Genomic DNA, 18,258 nt, shown 5'->3' on the forward strand with positions numbered 1-18,258 from the left:
GATGACAACATTGATCCTTTGTGTTTAGGTGCGCCAGTCACATGGATGGAGGAATGCGAATGTATTACGGGATCTGGTTCGGCTAAAGCCGGGACACTTGCCCCGTAAAGGGTGGTGTTCAGGCGCCATCTTTCTTCGCACGTCTTTAGTTTCTGCTCAATCGGAGCACTCTCCATGTTTCGCTATTTCGAAAACCTTGTTGACCCTTTTGTTGCCTACCGCGAGGCTGATATACCGCCGACGCGCTTGTGGCCCTTCATGCTGGACTATTCGCGACCGTTCTTTCGGGTATTTTTCTGGGCGGCGCTGATTTCCATTGTCGTCGCGGGCGTTGAAATCGGACTGATCTATTACATGGGTCGCGTTGTGGATATGTTGGGCGGTACGCCGCCAGAGGTCTGGCAAAACCACGGAACGGAATTGCTTTTGATGGCGGCCTTTGTGTTGCTATTTCGACCGCTTCTGCATCTGGTCGATGTACTTATTCTGAACAATACGATCTTGCCAAACTTTGGCACATTGATCCGCTGGCGTGCGCACAAACATGTTTTGCGTCAATCAGTTGGCTGGTTCGAAAACGACTTTGCCGGGCGGATTGCAAACCGGATCATGCAAACACCGCCTGCGGCCGGTGAAGTGGTCTTTCAGGTTTTTGACGCGATTTCCTTTTCGTTGGCCTATTTGATCGGTGCGGCGTTCCTGCTGTATGCGGCGGATCCGCGATTATTGATCCCGCTGTTGATCTGGTTTGCGCTCTATGCGGCACTGGTGCGATGGACTGTTCAGCGTGTCGGTCCGGCGTCAAAGGCGGCATCGGACGCGCGTTCGACGGTCACGGGACGGGTCGTGGACAGCTATACGAACATCCATTCGGTCAAAATGTTTGCCCATGGCCCGCAAGAGCTGGACTATGCCCGTGAAGCGATCGAGGAAACCCGCCGGACATTTCAGATCGAAATGCGAATATTCACTATCATGGATGCCGTTCTGGTCGCATTGAACGGCATGCTGATCGTGGGCGTTGTGGGCTGGGCGATCGCGTTGTGGATGCAGGGCAGCGCTTCGGTCGGAGTTGTTGCAGCGGCCACGGCGCTGACCCTGCGCCTGAACGCCATGACCGGATGGATCATGTGGGCCCTGACCAGCTTTTTCCGCCAACTTGGTATCGTGGCCGAGGGGATGGAGACCATTGCCCAGCCCATCGATTTGATCGATGCACCTGATGCAAAACCCTTGCGGCTCGGCAAGGGAGAGATCCAGATCCGTGACCTCTCGCATCACTATGGTCGCGAGGCCGGCGGCTTGGACCATATCAATCTGACCATTCAACCGGGTGAAAAGATTGGCCTGATCGGTCGCTCCGGCGCTGGCAAATCGACCTTGGTAAAGTTGCTGCTGCGGTTCTACGACGTTGAGCGCGGTGCGATTTTAATTGATGGTCAGAACATTGCGAACGTCACCCAGGGCAGCCTGCGCAGTCATATCGGTATGGTTCAACAAGACAGCGCCTTGCTGCACCGCTCTGTACGCGACAACATCCTTTATGGCCGGCCGGATGCGTCCGAGGCGCAGATGATCGCCGCCGCCAAGCAGGCCGAAGCGCATGAGTTTATCCTCGACTTGCAAGATCCGCAGGGTCGGACCGGGTACGACGCACATGTCGGCGAACGGGGGGTGAAGCTCAGCGGTGGACAGCGGCAGCGCGTGACGCTGGCGCGGGTGATCCTGAAGGATGCGCCGATCTTGTTGTTGGATGAGGCGACATCCGCGCTAGATTCCGAGGTCGAAGCGTCAATCCAGGAAACCCTCTACGGCATGATGCAAGGAAAGACCGTGATCGCCATCGCCCACCGGCTCAGTACCATCGCGCAGATGGATCGGATTCTGGTTATGGATGCTGGCCGTATCGTTGAGGAAGGCACGCATTCCGACCTTCTGGCGCAGGGTGGCCTTTACGCCCAATTCTGGGCGCGGCAATCTGGTGGTTTCATGAACCCGGAGGCCGTTGAATGAGGGTTGCCGACCTCATCTATCCGTTCAGGAACATCGAAACGCCCCCGCCGCAGACTTTGGGGGCGTTCATTCGCTGGAGCCTGTCCGGCGCGTGGCCGATGTTGTTTGTTGCGGCAATCTTCTCGGCCACTGCAGGTGCGATGGAGGCGGGGACAGCGTGGATTCTGGGCCGTGTGATTGATGTGGCGATATCAAGCGGGCCCGAGAATTTTCTGACCCCGGCGAATATGTGGATGATCTTCGGTGCGGTCGCCTTCTTTATGTTGCTTCGCCCGATCCTGTTTGGCCTGTCATCGTTGTCGAACAATTACATTGTCATGCCAAACATCACACCTTTGGTGCTGGCCAAGCTGAACCGTTGGACGCTGGGCCAATCGGTGACGTATTTCGATGACGACTTTGCCGGCCGGATCGCTCAGAAACAGATGCAGACATCGAACGCCATGGCGTCGGTCGTGTCGGAAACCATCAGCGCGATTGTGTTTGCCCTGGCGTCTCTGGTGGGGTCTTTGCTTTTGTTAGGGTCTATACATCCTTTGGTGATGTTGCCCTTTGCCGCGTGGCTGGTGATCTACTTCCTGCTTGTGCGCTGGTATTTGCCGCGCATCCGAGTGCGGTCGGCGGCGCGGGCCGGGGCGCGGGCGATGGTGTCCGGGCAGGTGGTTGATACGATCACCAACATCAAGACTGTAAAGCTTTTCGCCCATTCCGCTTTTGAAGATCAGGCCGCGCGTGAATCGATGGTGGATCTGCGTGAAAAATCTCTGGATTTTGGCAAGTTGTCGGCCAGTTTCCGGTTCATCCTCATGACGCTGGCTGGAGTCCTGCCCGTCTTGCTGCTGGGCGCAACCTTGTGGCTGTGGCAGGGCGACATGGCGACCGCCGGGGATATCGTGGCTGCCGGGGCCGTTTCGATCCGTATAGCTCAGATGACCGGTTGGGTCAGTTTCACGTTGATGGGGCTGTATGCCAATGTCGGTGAAATCGAAAACGGGATGAAAACGCTGGCCAAGCGTGACCGGGTTGAAGATTTGCGCGGCGCGAAGGACCTTGATGTGACCGAAGGATCGATTTCTTTCGAAGGCGTCAGCTTTGCCTATGGTCGCGATATCGGTGGGGTCATGGATTTGACCCTGACCATCGATCCGAGTGAAAAATTGGGCATCGTCGGTGCCTCGGGGGCGGGGAAATCCACGCTCGTTTCGCTGTTGCTCAGGCTCTATGACAAGGAAAATGGCGCTATTCTTATCGATGGCCAGGACGTATCGCAGGTGACGCAAGACAGTCTGCGCCGGCAGATCGGTATGGTCACGCAGGAAACGGCGATGTTCAACCGATCCGCTCGTGAGAATATTTTGTATGGTCGGCCGGACGCGTCAGAGGCCGAGATGATCGAGGCCGCAAAGAAGGCCGAAGCGCATGACTTCATCCTGAGTCTTGAAGATGCTTATGGTCGTAAGGGTTATGATGCTCATCTGGGGGAGCGTGGCGTAAAGCTCAGTGGCGGACAGCGGCAACGGATCGCTCTGGCGCGGGCCATTCTGAAAGATGCCCCAATTCTGGTTCTCGACGAAGCGACATCGGCGCTGGACTCCGAGGTTGAAGCTTCGATTCAGACTGCGCTGCATCGGGTGATGCAGGGTAAAACCGTGCTGGCCATAGCGCATCGTCTGTCCACGCTCAGCGAAATGGACCGCATCGTTGTTCTTGATCAGGGACGGATAGTAGAAACCGGAACCCATGAGGCGTTGCTGGACCTGGGCGGGCTGTATGCACGGTTCTGGCAACGGCAGTCGGGCGGCTTCATTCAGGCAGAAGCTGCGGAATAAGGGTTTTGTTGCTGTGAAAGCCCGGCTATCAGGCCTCCCATGACGCAGCGATTCAAAATCACACGGCTTGGACATCAGGGCGACGGCATTGCCGATGGCCCCATCTACGCCCCACGCACCCTTCCGGGCGAAATCGTCAGCGGCACCCTTGTTGGCCAGCGATTGACCGATATCCGGGTCGACACACCGTCCGAACATCGTGTCAAAGCTCCTTGCCGCCACTACAAAGCGTGCGGTGGCTGCCAGCTGCAGCACGCATCTGATGCATTTGTGACCGATTGGAAGCTGCAAATCGTCAACAACGCGCTGACGGCGCAAGGTCTCAAAGCGCCACTGCGCCCAATACACACATCGCCCGAACAGTCGCGGCGGCGCGCTACGATTGCCGTAAGGCGCACGAAGAAGGGCACGTTGGCGGGGTTTCACGGTCGTGCATCGGGCACGATCACAGAGATACCCGACTGCCGGTTGCTTGAGCCGGAATTGATCGCGGCTATTCCGGTGGCCGAGGCGCTGGCTGTTCTGGGAGGAAGCCGCAAGGGCGCTTTGGCCGTCACGCTCACATTGTCCGAAGGTGGCCTGGACGTGGCCGTCAAAGGCGGCAAACCTCTGGACGGCCCCTTGGAACTGGCGTTGGCGCAGGCGACTGAGAAGCATGGTCTGGCCCGGCTCAGCTGGGATGGTGAGGTTATTGCCATGCGGCATGCGCCGGTTCAGCGTTTTGGGACAGCCAGCGTCACGCCGCCTCCCGGAGGTTTTTTGCAGGCAACAAAGGATGGCGAACAGGCTCTATTACAGGCGGTTTTCGAAGCAACACAAGGTGCGAAGCGTATCGTTGACCTGTTTTCGGGCAGCGGAACGTTCTCACTGCCATTGGCGGAAAACGCCGAAGTTCACGCGGTTGAAGGCGAAGCTGCCATGATTCAGGCACTCGATCAGGGCTGGCGCCGGACGCAAGGGTTGAAACGTGTAACGACCGAGGTCCGCGACCTGTTCCGCCGCCCGCTGATGCCGGACGAGATGAAATCTTTCGACGCGATAGTGCTGGACCCGCCCCGCGCCGGTGCCGAAGCGCAGGTAGATGAGATTGCACAGTCGCAACGCCCGGTGATTGCCTATGTATCGTGCAGTCCTGTCACCTTCGCGCGCGATGCGAAAACGCTGGTTAACGCGGGTTACACCCTTGAATGGGTACAGGTCGTTGACCAATTTCGATGGTCTTCACATACGGAACTCGCTGCGCGGTTTGTCCTGAGCGCCGCAACTTGATCAGGCAGGGGAATGCGACTCATGGGGTTTAAACAGCGTTTGCTGAACATTATCGAAGCGCCGGTATTCGGTCGCTTCATTACTGCTGTCATAATCTTTAATGCCATTCTTTTGGGGATGGAGACATCGCCAACCCTGATGGAGTTAGCAGGTCCGCTGATCGTCGCGCTGGATAGACTTTGCCTGACGATCTTCGTGGTCGAAATTACCATGAAGCTGATCGCCACCGGGCGCAGGTTCTTTACCAATGGCTGGAACATTTTCGATTTTCTGATCGTAGGCATCGCCCTGGTTCCCAGCGCCGGAGGTCTGTCGGTGTTGCGTGCCTTGCGAATTTTGCGGGTGTTGCGCGTGATTTCCGTCGCGCCTCGCCTGCGTCGCGTGGTCGAGGGGTTCATCTCTGCCCTTCCCGGAATGGCCAGCGTGTTTCTGCTGATGGCAATTCTGTTCTATATCGGGGCGGTTATCTCGACCAAGTTGTTCTCGACATCGTTCCCGGGTTGGTTCGGCGATCTGGGCCTGTCTGCTTATACGCTATTCCAGATCATGACATTGGAAAGCTGGTCGATGGGCATCGTGCGCCCGGTGATGGAGATCTATCCCTATGCCTGGGTCTTCTTTGTTCCATTCATCATGGTCACCACATTTGCCGTGGTGAACCTCTTGGTGGGTCTGATCGTAAATTCGATGCAGGATGCCCACCACGCCGAGGATGAAGTTAAAACCGACGCCTATCGAGATGAGGTTCTGGAACGGCTGGAAAGCATTGAACGTCGACTGGCCGAGCAGTCGAACATCAAAAAGTGATTTCAGTTTTTTCCTTTTTTGGCATAATGATCAAAAAAAAGCAGAGCAGGCAGTGAAACATGGATCGTCGAGTATTCGGATTGGGGGCGTTGGCAACGCTGAGCCTTTCGGCTTGTGCCTCTGGCAGCCCAAGATTTCTGACTTATAGCGGACCCGAGGTGACATCTTTGGTGGTCAACAAGAGCACGCGTAAGCTTTACTTGTTGCACCACGAAAGAATCCTCAAGGAATATGATGTCGAATTGGGGTTTGCGCCGAATGGAACAAAGAACCAGCGCGGCGACGGCCGGACGCCCGAGGGCACCTATCTGATCGACCGTCGCAACCCCAGAAGCCGATATCATCTGTCCATAGGCATATCCTATCCCAACTCGCAGGATGTCGCCAAAGCCAAGGCCGCGGGCGTTGATCCGGGTGGAGATATATTCATCCACGGAGAACCCAATCTGCGCTCAGAGCGGAAACGCGCAAAAAAGACGCGGGATTGGACGGCAGGATGCATCGCGGTCAAGAATGACGAAATCGAAGAGATCTATTCGATGGTTAACAAAGGCACGCTGATCACCCTGCGTCCTTAGGCTGTTTTCGGCACCCAGTCACTGAACCCGAAGGTTTCATAGTCGCGCTGGTACGCTGCAACTGCCTGCGCCTCGAGGTTTTCGTCGTAGATCTGGTCCAGAGCGTATGGTTCATCCGGCGCGCAGTGACCTGGTGGAGGCGGATCTGAATGCCCTAGGTTGCGTGCCAGATCCGGCAAAGCCGTCATCAGGTCCTCTTCTCTCAGAATCAGATCCGGCATGGTGAAGGATGCGATTCCCTCCAGTGTTCTGGACTGGCTGCACCACGTACCGTCTACGCGGATCGGCGTCTGCCCGTTCAGGTTGAGGCGCAAAAAGCCCAGAAAACCCGAAAATGCTTCACGGTGTTGTTCGACAGAATAATTGGTGTCCCGTACTTGCCCCGGGATTGGCAGTTTGAGCCGGTTACGAAGATAGTTCCGCACCATCTTGTAGCTGCCTGGCCCCGTACTCAGAATGTGTTGACAAAACACCGTATGTGCCCTGGCCAGAGGGTGCCGCAGAGCCGTGAATTGCCGATGACCGGGATGGTTCTGCTTCCAGGAACGGACCTGTTTGCGGTTCTGGTCCGTGATCAGCTTGTCCTTCGGGCATCCGTCCAGATCAGCCAGCCACTGCTCAATAACAGGCTCTATTCCACCGCGAATAGGCAAATACATCAATGGAGACCGGGCGGCGGCAACGTAAAGCGGCACAGCCGCCCCGCGCTGCGGTTCAAAGCTTGTTGACCGATGCAATCCGAACCGATCCTGGTCGCACAGGGCTTGCTTCATCTCTTCAGGATTGGTGACCTTGGACAAAGCCGGTGACGGGTTTTGTGGCTTCAGGGAATCATCCAGCCTGGTCAGCCGCGCCTCGACGCCCAACCATGCAGCCAGCCCGTTTATGACCTCCAGCTCGGTCAGGTCGTCGTAGTTAATGAAGAACCCTGTTTGGCCTGTTTTTTGCAAGTGCCGTTGCACCATAAGCCGATGGCCTTGCACCTGGTTCAGATAATCCGAAAACTCGTCGGCGTCGAAGACAACCTGCGCGTCGACGCGACGTTTGACATTCTTCAGCAGCCACTGCTGCGTTTTCCGCGCGATTTTCAGCGACAGATAGCTGTCCAATGGATTGCGGGTCAGAAGGATCTTGGCACAGCACGGGTCGTTCAGCATGGGTTTCAGGATACGTGGGTTATGGTCTTCGAAATATCGAAAGCCATTGATGTCGCCCGGCGCTGATCGGATGGCTTTGAGCATTCGCATCGGATCCGCATCCCGGTCTTCCAGCGACAGGCCGAGCAGGTGGTCGGATTTCAGGCTGCCGACGAAATGCGGGTTGAATGCCTCTCCGTGACAGGTAATCCCATCCATCGCATTCAGGTTGGCTTCGAGCAGGTTCGAACCTGTTCGCATGGCGGCCAAAATCACGAAGTAGTCAAAACTGGCTGACATGGGCAATCACTGCACCAGATATGGTTTTCGGTAGGGTTTTGCCTGACGGCCGAATACGTCGTCCGCCGGGAAGTCGCCCATCAGATAAGGGTGCATTCCCTGATTCTTGAGGTTTTGCAGGAACTTCCCGAATCCGGACAGATCGACCATGGTTGGCACTTCGGTCAGGTGGCTGGTCGGTTGCATGCCTATTTCTTCAAGCACTGCCTGCAATGCATCCATCGGAGATTCAATGAAATCTGCCAACGTCCAACTGCGCATCCGCGCCTTAGTCCAGACCGATGTCAGCACCTCAAGCTGCTTGGTTTCAATTCGTTGCAGGCGCGCCGCCTCACACCGAATTTCCGAGAAGTTCATATTGGATCGGAACAGTGGAATTGCCCACGCGCCAGTGATGACCGAAATCTGAGCGTTTTTGTCCCGCGCCAGAAACCAGTTGATCTCCTGGGTGTCCCGCGGGCTGAACTGGAAACACTGGCGCTCGCCCCGCGTATTCCAGATCAGGTTCGACAAAAAGGCGGTTGGGTTGTAGTCCCGCAGCTCTGCACTGTCGCTGAGAGCCCCATTTGTTATGGCTTCCCCTTGCGAAAAACCGACGCGCCCCGGCCCGAAAAGATGCCCGTGGACTCTGGTTCCCGTGGTCGCGGCCAGCCATGGTTCAAAATCCTCGAACAGTTCTGAAAAGCCTTGAAATACGGAATACTGTGACGATGTCAGACCGTTTTCACTGCCATGCCGGGGAAACCGGCTTTGCATGTACAGCCCGTCGCGTCCACGAGTTCGCCGCTCCACAGCTTTGGAGAATACACGGTCGATCTTGCCCGGATTGGGTTCCGCCGGTTTCATTGCTCCGGTCTGATCTGTCAGGAATGCCTGGTACAACCGTTCCGCGCGAGGCCAGATTTTTCGGGCCACAAAACAATCTGATCGGCGCAGCAATTGCAGATGATCGTCATAGAAGATGTGTGGACGTCCCTGATAATCGAATTTGGACAGGGTCAGAGACCGGCTTTCTATATGCGTGGAATACAACCGCGCCAACGTCTGAAAATAGCTTTCATCCGGAATCCAGACATGGCGGAAGTACTTGTCATATAGCTTGCGTCTGGGGTCCTGAAGGATTGCGGACAGCGTTTGACGGGTCAGGCACCACCACTGACTGCCCATATGCGGAACCAGGCCGTCGGGGATTTGCCTGCGAAATCCTACGGCGCGCTGAAGTTTTACATATGCGTCGAATAATTTGCGATGCTTGCGCCAGGAAAACGGAAACCGCAGGGTGAACCGTTCATGATCCAGCCCGCCGATGGTCCAGCTGACATCAGACGTGGTCGCGCTTTCGATGAAATCGACGCGCGGCCTGTCTGACAGGTAATCGATCAGTTCCTCGACCGGTCGCAAGGGCAAGCAGGCCCCCGAGGCCAGAAACACATGGCGAACTTCAGGGAATTGCTCCAACATCAACTCGGAGGCGCTTTGCGAGGCGGCAACAATGCCCCAGCCACCCCAGTCACACCGATGTCGATCTGAAAACACGATCGCGGGATTGTTGGAACAGGACGCTACAAATCGGGAATAGACATCGTCTGACACCTTGCGATCCACGTGGATGACCACCGGGCATCCTGCTGCCGTCCAGTGGCGTGCGACCTGTTCGGCACGGTCCAGCGAGGTATGAACCAACATGACAATACCCAGACCGCTCATGCCCAGTTTCCTTTCGACATGAGGCCAAGGATCTCAAGCTGCCGCCAGTTGATATAGGCCTCGGACCACTCGCACCAGAAAACGGGCTTGTCCTCAAGCTGTGTCGCATAGGCCCTGTATTCGCCGGAGCCGCGGTAATGCTGGCCACGCTCCAGTTCTTCGCGGGCTTTGTCGCCAAGAATATTGATCAACTTGGCATGAAGCAGCGACCCGCTGGCCTTCTCGCCGCCCCATTCGTCATAAACCTGATTGAGCCCGCGCGGCAAAAGCGAATGGGTCGAGCTGACATAAACATAGCGCCGGTCCCATTTTACCAGCGGAATCTTGTTCAGCGCCGGTGCCTTGGAGGGGTTGTCCCGAAAGAACACACGCGCCCGTGGACCCCCTTGTATCCAAAGATTTTTGTATTCGGGGTTCTTGGTAATCATATAGTTGCCGGGATCGAACCAGCGCGCAATTTCGAACGGGTTCTGACCTTCGGCATAAGGTTCGGCGTCCACCGCCCCCTCAGGGTACATGTCGATCAGCATCGTGCCAAAACTGCGTACGGCACTGCCATCCAGCCAGTCGGTCAAAGCACGGATCGGGCGAGTGTCGCAGAACGGATAGATGAAGAATTCATCCGGATCGACGCTCAGCACCCAATGTCCATGCGCATATTTGTGCAGCAGATAGTTTGACCAGTCCAGACCATAGCTTGCGCGTTTGTAACTGGTTGTCGTCCGCCAGACCGAAACATCGGCCTGTTCTTTCAAAAACTCAAAACTGCCATCATCGCTGTCGTTGTCGACAAACAAAAAATGATTGATGCCCAGTTTGCGATAGTATTCGAGGAAGAAGGGCAGGCGAATTTTCTCGTTCCGAACAACGCTCATCAACAGGATATCATCACGGCGGATTGCTTGTGTGTTGTTGCTGACCGGCCTGATTTCGCGGCGACGTTTGAGGCAACGCAGAATACGGCGCTTGCGCCGCAACCTCATCTTGTAAGACTCAAACAGGCTCACGTGTCTGCCCAACCTTTTTATGACGCGAGCTTTCCCCAAACCCGTCGCGACCGTTAACACGACATGGCGTTGCAGGTTTATGCCACTTTTGCATCTTCAGAGGCAACGACTTTAAAACCCGTAAATTGTAAACGTGCGGTTGATGCCCTTGTTTTCGTTTTCAATCCCAGCCTCCGCCACTCATCAGACCCAACTGTTCCAGCTGGCTCCATCCGGTGAAGCGCACCGATTGCGAGGTCCACATATCCGGCTGGTTGATTATTCCATCGTAGTATGGCCCGAATTGGTCCGGATCATGAAAATGCTGGCGTCGCTGCTTTTCGGTATTGGATTTCTCGATAACGTCCGGCAGGAACTTCGTGTGCAGCAACACGCCCGACGGGGCATCACCGCCCGGCCCATCATAGGTTTCGTTCAGATGGCGCGGCAGGGCGGAATGACAAGAGTTCACATAAGCATAGCGCCGCGACCAGCGCATCAGCGGGATCTTGTTCAGCGTTGGGGATCTTTGCCGTGTCTGCGTAAAGAACATCCGTTCCCGCGCGCCGCCCTGCACCCAAAGATTGCCCATCGGGCTTTGCCGTTGCGTACGATACGGTCCTGAATCGAACCAGCACAGCAGATTTGTGGGGTCGGTGTCCGGGTCATAAGCATTGTCGCCCAAAGGACCCTGGGGATAGAGGTCCAGCATCAGCGCCCCGAACCCGATCTGCCCGCGCCGGTCCAGCCAAGCTGTCAGGTCATGCAGGGACCGGGTGTCACAGTGGGCATAGACCAGCAGTTCATCCGCATCCACCATAAGGCACCAGTGGCGGTGGCCATAGCGCATCTGCAACCAGGTTAACCAGTCCAGGCCAAACCGCGATCCACGATAGCTGGTATGGGTTTTCCACACTGAGACATCCGGTTGATCCTGCAGATACTCGGACGATCCATCGTCACTGCCGTTGTCGACGATCAGAAAATGATCGACACCCAAAGCGCGATAGTGACGAAAGAACCACGGCAGGCGGATGATTTCATTGCGTAGGGTGACCAAAGCCAACACGTCACCGCCCTTGATCTCGGCCGTCCGATCCTTCTGGCAGGTCAATTGATGTCGGCTGCGCAGCGACCTCCAGAGCAGCCGCCGGCGTTTCCAGCGCAACCTGTACTGCCGTGCCCATCCGATCCGGGGAAGTGTCAAAGCAGTGCTGGATGTCACCGGGTCCTCATTTCTCGTAGTGGCCGTTCTGGTGCCAGCGCCAGGCATCTGCGACCATCGTACCTAACGTAGATCTTTTGGGCTTCCATCCCAGTTCGTTTTCAGCCCGCACAGAGCCGGATACCAGCTTGGTGCAATCTCCTGCCCGTCGAGGGCCCACAGTATACGGCACGGAACGGTTGGTGACGGACTTGGATTGCTCGATCACCTCAAGGACGGAAAACCCGGACCCGGTGCCCAGATTGAAGACTCGGCTGTCTTTGCTCTGTTCCAGCCAGCCCAGCCCCAGAATATGTGCATCTACCAGGTCACAAACATGTACATAGTCGCGGATACATGTGCCGTCGGGCGTGTCGTAATCCGTCCCAAAGACGGTAAGACCTTCCCGCTTGCCGTCAATCGCGTCCAACATCAGCGGAATCAGATGGGTTTCGGGTCGGTGAAACTCGCCCACATCCCCTTCAGGATCAGCGCCTGCAACGTTGAAATAGCGGAAGATGACATGGCGCAGCCCATGAGCCGCCTCGAAATCCTTGAGGATATCTTCGATCGCGCGTTTCGATGCTCCGTAGGCGTTCAGGGGATACTGCGCCGTGGATTCATCGAGTACCACATTGTCATGCTCACCATATGTGGCACATGTGGAAGAAAACACGAAATCCAGACACCCGGCTGCAACCGCTGCTTCAATAAGCGTCAGCGAGCCTGTGACATTGTTCGACCAATACAGTCCGGGTTGACGCATGGCATCGCCAACCTGGCTGAGCGCCGCAAAATGCATCACTGCATCTGGTTTGTGTTTCGCGAAAACCTCATCCAGGCGGTCCCGATCCAAAAGGTCGCCCTGTTCAAAAGGGCCAAACTGTACCGCATCCTGCCAACCCGTGATCAGATTGTCGTAGGTCACAGGAAGATAGCCTGCCTGCGCAAGCGCCTTGCAGGCATGTGAGCCGATATACCCGGCACCACCGGTGACAAGAATTGTCTTCATGGCATATCCATCGGGGTTGGTTGAGGAACAGTTTCGGCAAGGGCGCCGTCAGAGTCATGGGGAAAAGACGTCACTCCAGCCCCATGGCTGCCATCATCTCTTCGATTTTGGGCACGTCCTGCGGGTTGTTCAGTTCCCAGAACTGACGGCCCCTTGCCTCGACCTCGACGCACAGAACCTTGCGCCCGTTTTCCATGAACCTGAGCTGTTCCAGGCCTTCCAGCTGTTCCAGAGGGCCGATTGGCCAACCTGGATACGCCGCCAGTGCATCGGGCCGATAGGCGTAAACGCCGACATGGTGAAAAACGGGTGTCGCTGCATCACCGGTGTATGTCTGGGTCGTAAAGGGCACGACCTCTTTCGAGAAGTACATCGCACTGCGATCGCGTCCGAATACTGCCGTCGTGCCACCCACACGGTCATGCTTCCGGTCGTTCAGAAGACTGTTCAACGCATTACCATCGCAGCGCAAAACAGGGGTCGCAACACCGGCATCCGGGGCCGCGCGCAGGTTGGACACCAGATCTTCGACAAACCAATGCGGTGTCAGCGGAGCGTCTCCTTGCAGGTTGACAATGATTTCATACCCGCCGCCCAGAACCTCATGCGCTTCGGCGCATCGTTCGGTGCCGTTTTGACAGCTTTCCGAGGTCATCACGACCTCGGCCCCAAAGCCCTCGGACACTTCACGAATTCGGTCATCATCCGTCGCAACAACTACGCGATCGACACCAGAGACCGACTTGGCTGCACGCCAGGACCGTTCGATCAATGTCATGGAATCGCCCTTCGCGCCGGTCAGAGGAACCAGAGGTTTGCCGGGATAGCGGGTCGAGGCGTAGCGGGCGGGGATGGCAATCAGAACAGACATCAGGCTTCCTTCAGTTCAACACCCGGAGCGTAGGCAATAAAGAACGGATTTGCATAGCCATCTTTGCCATAAACCAACGGAGTATAGTCGTCAAAACGCACAACCCGGCCACCGGCCCCGGCCAGTACTGCATGGCCCGCTGCCGTATCCCATTCCATCGTGCGTCCGACGCGCGGGTAAATATCCGCTTCGCCCGTGGCAACCAGACAGAACTTGAGTGACGAACCCGCGCTTTTGCTGTCCTTCACATGATATTTGTTGATGTAGTCCTCGGTGGCCTGATCCCTGTGGGACTTTGACGCCACAACCAACAGCCCTGAATTGTCCGGTTCAGAGACTGATATGGGCGTCAAAGGACCTGTTACGTTTTTGTCGAAAGCGCCTGTTTCCTCGACCGCACGGCCATCAGCCAGCGTGAAGAACATACGGCCCCGCGCCGGAGCATAGACGACACCCCGGGTCGGCACTCCGTTTTCGACAAGTGCGATGTTGACGGTAAAATCACCGCGACGGTTGATGAACTCCTTGGTGCCGTCCAGCGGGTCAACAATGAGAAAAGTGTCGCCTTTTTCAGAGTGCGAAGCGGCCTGTTCTTCGGTGACCAGAAGAATATCCGGGAATGCCGCAAGCAACCCTGCCGAAATCAATGCGTCAGCAGCTTCGTCTGCCTCGGTCACAGGGCTGGAGTCGGATTTGACTTTGACATCGAAATCATCCGCCTCGTAGATTTCCATGATCTTGTCGCCTGCCTCCAGCGCCAGTCGCCGGATGACGGGAATAAGCGCGTCGTAGGTCACAAAAAAGCTCCGTTCCTGTGGTTTGTTGATCCAAACTCGCGATCGACTTATGATGCGGCGGTTACGGAACGGCAAGATATTCATGCCAGTTTAGAGGCGACGAAGCAGAAAAGACCCTTTGAATGTTCTATTTCAAGCGTAACCAAACGCTGCTGGGCAGCGCTTTCACGACGGCTGAGCTGGTGTTCCATGCCACCGTACGAAAGGTGCGCTCGCAACATCCGAATGCGATCGTCGCCATTCTGATCAATGTCCTGCAACTTGTGGTGATGGGAACTACTTTCTACCTGCTCATGTCACTGATGGGCCGGGGCGGAATTCCAAAGATCAGGGGCGAATTTCTGCTGTATGTTCTGTCCGGCGTGTTCCCCTTCATGCTGCATATCCAGTCAATAGGTGCGATTTCAGGGGTGGGGTCCGCGAACAATCCGATGATGCTCCATTCACCTATGAATGTGATGGTGACGATCCTGTCTGCGGCGCTCGGTATTCTTTACAAGCAATTGCTGGCCATGTTTGTGATCCTGTTCATCTACAGCGTCGCGGTCGCCCCGATCGAGGTGCAGGATCCCGGCGGTGCATTCGCGATGCTGATATTGGCCTGGTTTACCGGATGCGCCGTGGGTTTGGTGTTCATGGCAATGAAACCCTGGTTTCCGACAACCGTGGGAATGCTCACCAATATCTATCGCCGCCTGAACATGGTGTTTTCGGGAAAGATGTTCGTTGCAAACACACTGGGAGGCGGATTGTTGATGATGTTCGCCTGGAACCCGTTGTTTCATATTATCGACCAGTGTCGGGGCTTCATTTTCCGAAACTATTTTCCGCGAAACACAAGCTGGGAGTACGCATTGTGGGTTGGAATCGCCTTGCTGATGATCGGACTGATGGGTGAGTTTTTTACACGCCAGCATGTTTCACAGAGCTGGAACGCGCGGCGCTAACGTGCGACCCGCAGCGTCAAGTTGATCCGTCCGCCTTTTGGCAACAGCCGGGATGACCCGTATCTGATCCGGTCGACCCCGTGATAGGCCAGCCGTGCCGGGCCGCCCATGATCACCACGTCGCCCGAGCCCAGCCAGATCGACTCGGTTTTGCCGCCACGGGTCGTATTGCCGATCCGGAACAGGGCGTCATCGCCTAAGGAAACCGACAGAACCGGCCAGGAAAAATCTGCTTCGTCCTTGTCCTGATGCAGGCCCATTTTGGCGCCTTCCCCATAGTAGTTGATCAAACAGCAATCCGGTGCGCGCTCGGTGCCGACCAGGTCACGCCAGATATCAAGAATTGCGAGGGGAATTTCAGGCCAGACCCCGCCTTTCGGATGCTCGCCCTGATAGCGATAGCCCGCCTTGTCGGTCACCCATCCCAGATCCCCGGCCGAGGTCATTCGCACCGACATCTCTTTACCCGACGGCGTGACGGGTCGAAACAAGGGCGCAGCTTTCAGAATCGGTCGCAGGGCTGCGATCACCTGTGTCTGAGCGGCGGGATCAAGATAGCCTTTTCTGATTTCGAACTCTCGCAAAATCACCCGCGTCATTCCGGAAACCCCAAACCTTTCCAATTCATTGCCAAAAAAGACATCAAATTCCCGAAAACCTGCGTTCTACGGTGCTTGCAGGCCCCTTGTCTCGCCCTTATATACGCCGGGACGCGCGATGGTAGTGCTGTCGCGCACATCAGATCGGGGGTGGGATGCCATAACGGGTCCGATCCTCGGGACATCGCCTTGAAGAGAAAGGGATTGCAAAAATGGGAAAAGTAATCGGGATTGACCTCGGAACCACAAACTCCTGTGTGGCCATCATGGAAGGCTCGCAGCCAAAGGTCATCGAAAACGCCGAAGGGGCGCGGACCACGCCTTCGATCGTCGCCTTCACCGAAGATGAGCGACTGGTCGGTCAGCCTGCAAAACGTCAGGCGGTCACCAACCCCGACAACACGATCTTTGGCGTCAAGCGTCTGATCGGTCGTCGTGTGGATGATGCAGAAGTCCAGAAGGACAAGAAAATGGTGCCGTACGCCATCGTGGATGGCGGCAACGGTGACGCGTGGGTGGAAGCCCGCGGCGAAAAATACTCCCCAAGCCAGATTTCGGCCTTCACTCTGGGCAAGATGAAGGAAACCGCCGAGAGCTATCTGGGTGAAGAAGTCACGCAGGCGGTCATCACCGTTCCCGCGTATTTCAATGACGCCCAGCGTCAGGCCACCAAAGACGCAGGCAAAATCGCCGGACTGGAAGTGCTGCGGATCATCAACGAACCGACAGCCGCCGCGCTGGCCTATGGTCTGGACAAAGAAGAAACCCAAACCATCGCGGTTTATGACCTTGGTGGTGGTACGTTCGACGTGACCATTCTGGAAATCGACGACGGGCTGTTCGAGGTCAAATCGACCAATGGCGACACCTTCCTGGGTGGTGAAGACTTTGACATGCGCATCGTCAACTACCTGGCGGATGAGTTCAAAAAGGAACACGGTGTCGATCTGTCCAGCGACAAGATGGCCCTGCAGCGTCTGAAAGAAGCCGCTGAAAAAGCCAAGATCGAACTGTCCTCGACCTCGCAGACCGAGATCAACCAGCCGTTCATCTCGATGGGCGCCAACGGTCAGCCGCTGCACATGGTCATGAAACTGACCCGTGCCAAGCTGGAATCGCTGGTCGGCGATCTGATCAAGAAGTCGATGAAACCCTGTCAGGCAGCATTGAAAGACGCCGGCCTGTCGGCGAGCGACATTGATGAGGTTGTTCTGGTCGGCGGGATGACCCGCATGCCCAAGGTGATCGAAGAGGTCACCAAATTCTTCGGTAAAGAGCCGCACAAGGGTGTGAACCCGGACGAAGTAGTTGCCATGGGCGCCGCCATTCAGGCCGGTGTTCTGCAGGGTGACGTCAAAGACGTGGTTCTGCTGGACGTAACCCCGCTTTCGCTGGGTATCGAGACGTTGGGCGGCGTGTTCACTCGTCTTATCGACCGCAACACCACGATCCCGACGAAAAAGTCTCAGGTCTTCTCGACCGCCGAGGACAACCAGAACGCTGTGACCATCCGCTGTTTCCAGGGTGAGCGCGAAATGGCTGCGGACAACAAGATCCTGGGTCAGTTCAACCTTGAAGATATCCCGCCTGCACCGCGCGGCATGCCTCAGATCGAGGTGACTTTTGACATCGACGCCAATGGCATTGTCTCGGTTTCGGCCAAGGACAAAGGCACCGGTAAAGAGCAGAAGATCACCATCCAGGCATCAGGTGGTCTGTCGGACGAAGATATCGACAAGATGGTCAAGGACGCCGAAGAGAACGCGGAAGCCGACAAGGAACGCCGCGAGCTGATCGAGGCGAAGAACCAGGCGGAAAGCCTCATCCACTCGACCGAGAAGTCGATGGAAGAGCATGCCGACAAGGTCGACCCGACCACGATCGAAGCCATCGAGCTGGCGATCGCCGCGCTGAAGGACGAGCTGGAAACCGAAAATGCCGACAAGATCAAGTCGGGTATCCAGAACGTCACCGAAGCAGCCATGAAGCTGGGCGAAGCCATCTATAAGGCGCAGGCCGAAGAAGGCGAAGAGGAACCTGCTGCCGCTGACGCCGCACCAGGTGACGATGACATCGTCGACGCCGAGTTCGAAGATCTCGACGACAACAAGCGCGCCTGACCAGTTGCTCGGTTTCCGGCGGGCCCATTCAGGGCCCGCCGGAACGGTCTTCACCATGCAGCACGCGTCTCCGAAACCTCCAT

15 protein-coding genes are annotated in these 18,258 nt (G+C 56.4%); 7 read left to right on the forward strand and 8 right to left on the reverse strand.

The genetic code is table 11. The features are described 5' to 3' along the window. Positions 1-174 precede the first annotated feature (174 nt). The 5 genes from D1823_RS14885 to D1823_RS14905 are packed head-to-tail and all read left to right on the forward strand — an operon-like array spanning position 175 to position 6,496. The gene (locus D1823_RS14885; protein ID WP_117871311.1) at positions 175-2,013 is read left to right on the forward strand and encodes an ABC transporter ATP-binding protein; all 1,839 of its coding nucleotides are present in this window, start codon (positions 175-177) and stop codon (positions 2,011-2,013) included. Continuing rightward, complete coding sequence (locus D1823_RS14890) at positions 2,010-3,842, forward strand: ABC transporter ATP-binding protein (RefSeq protein WP_117871313.1); 1,833 nt, start codon at positions 2,010-2,012, stop codon at positions 3,840-3,842. The genes D1823_RS14885 and D1823_RS14890 overlap by 4 nt, the downstream gene beginning before the upstream one ends. 39 nt (positions 3,843-3,881) lie before the next feature. Then, positions 3,882-5,111 (forward strand): class I SAM-dependent RNA methyltransferase, encoded by a 1,230-nt coding sequence (locus D1823_RS14895; RefSeq protein WP_117871315.1) that lies wholly within the window; start codon positions 3,882-3,884, stop codon positions 5,109-5,111. A gap of 21 nt (positions 5,112-5,132) precedes the next feature. After that, positions 5,133-5,918, forward strand: coding sequence for an ion transporter (locus D1823_RS14900; RefSeq protein ID WP_117871317.1), 786 nt, complete (start codon positions 5,133-5,135; stop codon positions 5,916-5,918). Positions 5,919-5,977: 59 nt separating this feature from the next. Next, a complete protein-coding gene (locus D1823_RS14905; protein ID WP_117871319.1) occupies positions 5,978-6,496 on the forward strand; it encodes a murein L,D-transpeptidase family protein in 519 nt (172 codons plus the stop codon). On the opposite strand, the gene D1823_RS14910 is transcribed toward D1823_RS14905, so the two are convergent. The 7 genes from D1823_RS14910 to cysQ all read right to left on the reverse strand — a co-directional run bounded on the left by D1823_RS14910 (position 6,493) and on the right by cysQ (position 14,509). Next, the gene (locus tag D1823_RS14910; RefSeq protein ID WP_117871321.1) at positions 6,493-7,932 is read right to left on the reverse strand and encodes a nodulation protein NodH; all 1,440 of its coding nucleotides are present in this window, start codon (positions 7,930-7,932) and stop codon (positions 6,493-6,495) included. The genes D1823_RS14905 and D1823_RS14910 overlap by 4 nt on opposite strands. 6 nt (positions 7,933-7,938) lie before the next feature. Continuing rightward, complete coding sequence (locus D1823_RS14915; RefSeq protein WP_117871323.1) at positions 7,939-9,639, reverse strand: beta-1,6-N-acetylglucosaminyltransferase; 1,701 nt, start codon at positions 9,637-9,639, stop codon at positions 7,939-7,941. Next, positions 9,636-10,622 (reverse strand): glycosyltransferase family 2 protein, encoded by a 987-nt coding sequence (locus D1823_RS14920; protein WP_117871325.1) that lies wholly within the window; start codon positions 10,620-10,622, stop codon positions 9,636-9,638. Before D1823_RS14920 ends, D1823_RS14915 begins: the two co-directional genes overlap by 4 nt. 184 nt (positions 10,623-10,806) lie before the next feature. Further along, positions 10,807-11,850, reverse strand: a complete 1,044-nt coding sequence (locus tag D1823_RS14925; protein ID WP_254683744.1) for a glycosyltransferase family 2 protein — start codon at positions 11,848-11,850, stop codon at positions 10,807-10,809. Between the two features lie 7 nt (positions 11,851-11,857). After that, a complete protein-coding gene (gene galE, locus D1823_RS14930) occupies positions 11,858-12,841 on the reverse strand; it encodes a UDP-glucose 4-epimerase GalE (RefSeq protein ID WP_117871329.1) in 984 nt (327 codons plus the stop codon). Positions 12,842-12,911: 70 nt separating this feature from the next. Next, positions 12,912-13,712 carry a manno-octulosonate cytidylyltransferase gene (locus tag D1823_RS14935; protein ID WP_117871331.1) on the reverse strand — a complete coding sequence of 267 codons (801 nt, stop codon included), beginning with the start codon at positions 13,710-13,712 and terminating at the stop codon, positions 12,912-12,914. After that, positions 13,712-14,509 carry a 3'(2'),5'-bisphosphate nucleotidase CysQ gene (gene cysQ / locus D1823_RS14940; protein ID WP_117872922.1) on the reverse strand — a complete coding sequence of 266 codons (798 nt, stop codon included), beginning with the start codon at positions 14,507-14,509 and terminating at the stop codon, positions 13,712-13,714. Before cysQ ends, D1823_RS14935 begins: the two co-directional genes overlap by 1 nt. 122 nt (positions 14,510-14,631) lie before the next feature. Between cysQ and D1823_RS14945 the strand changes: the two genes are divergently transcribed. Next, positions 14,632-15,456, forward strand: a complete 825-nt coding sequence (locus D1823_RS14945; protein WP_117871333.1) for an ABC transporter permease — start codon at positions 14,632-14,634, stop codon at positions 15,454-15,456. Here D1823_RS14945 and D1823_RS14950 read toward each other — a convergent pair. Then, on the reverse strand, positions 15,453-16,055 hold the full coding sequence (locus D1823_RS14950) for an alpha-ketoglutarate-dependent dioxygenase AlkB (protein WP_117871335.1): 603 nt from the start codon (positions 16,053-16,055) through the stop codon (positions 15,453-15,455). The genes D1823_RS14945 and D1823_RS14950 overlap by 4 nt on opposite strands. Positions 16,056-16,267: 212 nt before the next feature. On the opposite strand from D1823_RS14950, the gene dnaK reads away from it, so the two are divergent. Continuing rightward, the gene (gene dnaK / locus D1823_RS14955; protein WP_117871337.1) at positions 16,268-18,175 is read left to right on the forward strand and encodes a molecular chaperone DnaK; all 1,908 of its coding nucleotides are present in this window, start codon (positions 16,268-16,270) and stop codon (positions 18,173-18,175) included. Positions 18,176-18,258 lie beyond the last annotated feature (83 nt).

Origin of the sequence: Ruegeria sp. AD91A, from assembly GCF_003443535.1 — a bacterium.
Lineage (GTDB): Bacteria > Pseudomonadota > Alphaproteobacteria > Rhodobacterales > Rhodobacteraceae > Ruegeria.

Bases quoted from the DNA above. Each gene is read 5' to 3' on its own strand.
- D1823_RS14885 (WP_117871311.1), top strand. From the start codon at position 175: ATGTTTCGCTATTTCGAAAACCTTGTTGACCCTTTTGTTGCCTACCGC.
- D1823_RS14890 (WP_117871313.1), top strand. From the start codon at position 2,010: ATGAGGGTTGCCGACCTCATCTATCCGTTCAGGAACATCGAAACGCCC.
- D1823_RS14895 (WP_117871315.1), top strand. From the start codon at position 3,882: ATGACGCAGCGATTCAAAATCACACGGCTTGGACATCAGGGCGACGGC.
- D1823_RS14900 (WP_117871317.1), top strand. From the start codon at position 5,133: ATGGGGTTTAAACAGCGTTTGCTGAACATTATCGAAGCGCCGGTATTC.
- D1823_RS14905 (WP_117871319.1), top strand. From the start codon at position 5,978: ATGGATCGTCGAGTATTCGGATTGGGGGCGTTGGCAACGCTGAGCCTT.
- D1823_RS14910 (WP_117871321.1), bottom strand. From the start codon at position 7,932: ATGTCAGCCAGTTTTGACTACTTCGTGATTTTGGCCGCCATGCGAACA.
- D1823_RS14915 (WP_117871323.1), bottom strand. From the start codon at position 9,639: ATGAGCGGTCTGGGTATTGTCATGTTGGTTCATACCTCGCTGGACCGT.
- D1823_RS14920 (WP_117871325.1), bottom strand. From the start codon at position 10,622: ATGAGGTTGCGGCGCAAGCGCCGTATTCTGCGTTGCCTCAAACGTCGC.
- galE (WP_117871329.1), bottom strand. From the start codon at position 12,841: ATGAAGACAATTCTTGTCACCGGTGGTGCCGGGTATATCGGCTCACAT.
- D1823_RS14935 (WP_117871331.1), bottom strand. From the start codon at position 13,712: ATGTCTGTTCTGATTGCCATCCCCGCCCGCTACGCCTCGACCCGCTAT.
- D1823_RS14945 (WP_117871333.1), top strand. From the start codon at position 14,632: ATGTTCTATTTCAAGCGTAACCAAACGCTGCTGGGCAGCGCTTTCACG.
- D1823_RS14950 (WP_117871335.1), bottom strand. From the start codon at position 16,055: ATGACGCGGGTGATTTTGCGAGAGTTCGAAATCAGAAAAGGCTATCTT.
- dnaK (WP_117871337.1), top strand. From the start codon at position 16,268: ATGGGAAAAGTAATCGGGATTGACCTCGGAACCACAAACTCCTGTGTG.